We start from the raw sequence: 2,092 nt of genomic DNA on the forward strand, positions 1-2,092 counted from the left end.
AACCTTCTCAAGCTTGATACTTCAGTGAAGGCTGGTATCAAGAACAAACGTAAAACCTGTGGCTGGGATGAAGACTATATGATGAAAGTGCTTGGGCTGATTGATTCTTGATCATGTTTTTGCCCTGTAGCTGATGCCCCGAATAAAAGCATTGGCAGCTGTTTTGCCTATATGAACATGGAAATGCTTTTTGAGGATCAATGGCAAGCTGCACAGCCTATGGTTGAAGGGTGCAGGCGCGCATTAGATGCAGTATTATTTAATGAGCTGGAGGAGGACGGCGGCTTTGTTGACAGTATCCGTAGCACGCAGACTTTATTAGCAAGAGGGATGGGGGTGTCGGACCTGAAGGATTTCACCTCTGGTTTGAGTCCATCTGATTTTGATGCCTTTCAGGAAAATTATGAGTCTTTGATCAGTAGTTATTTTGCTTCGATCAACAAGCAGCCCCTGGTAGAAAAGGTTCTCTCAATGATGAATAATGAAATCCAGAGAGTGGCTCGAAAAAAACCACTGCTATTTGAGCCCAATCCTCTTCCTAAAGCGGTTGCTGAAAAGTCGGAAAAAGAGCAGATGGCGTATAAAGTACGCTATTGCGAATCCTGTTTGAAAAAAGAGTTAAGCCCTTATGTAACTGCAATGATTGATAGGCGTTTGTATGCATTGGCAGGTCTCGATCGGGAGAACAAGCCTATTCCTGAAAGTCAATTAGTCCATGTACCTGACAAGTATGTTCTTAATGTTGAGAATAAGGATAGACCTTATTTAATGGATAAAGATGATCATGCTCCTGTCCGATGGTCACGATCTGAAAGGCGTTTTGTGGTTGTTGAGAATAAGCAAAATGCAATTGATGGATATCAGGCGTCAAGGCACTTTCTAATGCCAGTAGAACTTCTAATGAACACCATTCCTAAAAGAAAACTGGTGTTACCACCACAAAAGGTTAAGGCTGTTGCGCAAAAAGAGGAAGAGAAAGAAACAAGTCAACACTTATCCATGGTCGCAGATGACTGGGAATATGACCCTTTTATTGATTTTGAAGAGAGCCCATCAACCCTTATGCAAGCTTTCGAACAAGAGAAGGCTCAATTAGACAGTGCATTATCCAAAGCCACTGAGGCTGTTGATAAGGCAAGGAATGAACTATCAAAAATCGCTGGCAATCGACTGACTGCCAATAATCCTGGCATTGCTGATTTAAGTGATCCCAATCGACCGACGAAGCTAGCTGAAAAGCATGGTGAATTATATGATAATGAGTGGACTGATGCGTATGGCGAGTTAAAAGGGCTACTAAAGAAATCAGGATTCGTTGATGAAGCCAAGATCGTTTCAATCTTGTCAGACTGCATTAAATCCTCCTATGACAATGCCTGTTCAGCGGTACTTCCTGATAACACTGAACTGCTTCGAAAGTACCATACCTTAGTCGGTAAAGCTACGACCAGCATTGAAGCATCCATGCTTGAAGCAGAAATAAAAGCGTTCAGGGCAGCCAATATAGATGCAATGACAACCTATCAGTCAGGAGCCATTCTTGAAAAGGTTAAAGATGAGATCCAGAGAAAGCATGGCATCAGCCTACAAAAATGCCCGGACATTGACGCCTACTGCCAAAAATGCGCTGAGTTGTGTTATAAGATGAGGATGCAGACTCCTCCCGTGATTTTAAAGTTTCAAAACCCAGGTGATGCTATTGATGAGAATAAGTTTAGGCCGTATACAACAGGCGCTAAGGAAGGCTCAAAAGTGGCATACATGTGCTGGCCAGCAATGTTTCTTCATGAAAGTATCGAGATTGAGAATGGCAAAAAAACCAATAAACTTGGCCCAATATTAAATAAAGGGGTCTATCAGCCTACAGTCATCCCCAACAAAGACGAAGAAAAAAAGAGAAGTACAGGCAGAAAATAAATTACTGAAACCACCTTTCAGTTGTATTAACCAACACCTGATCTGACATGCATTAGTTCAGATCTGATCTGACAATTCCCTCTTCAAAAAAGGGAAGGGTTACCGATTTAGATAGAGGGTGAAATCACTGAAATCTAAATCGTAAAAAGGTAACCCTTATGATTCATACTAATCA

General features: G+C 41.7%; 1 protein-coding gene. It reads left to right on the forward strand.

Going from position 1 to position 2,092, the window contains the following annotated elements; all coding sequences use genetic code 11:
- The first annotated feature begins 171 nt into the window (after window positions 1-171).
- Window positions 172-1,917, forward strand: coding sequence for a hypothetical protein (locus ACNRUY_RS26305; protein WP_488114630.1), 1,746 nt, complete (start codon window positions 172-174; stop codon window positions 1,915-1,917).
- Window positions 1,918-2,092: the final 175 nt, after the last annotated feature.

The sequence above is a fragment of the Endozoicomonas sp. Z74 genome (assembly GCF_057680865.1).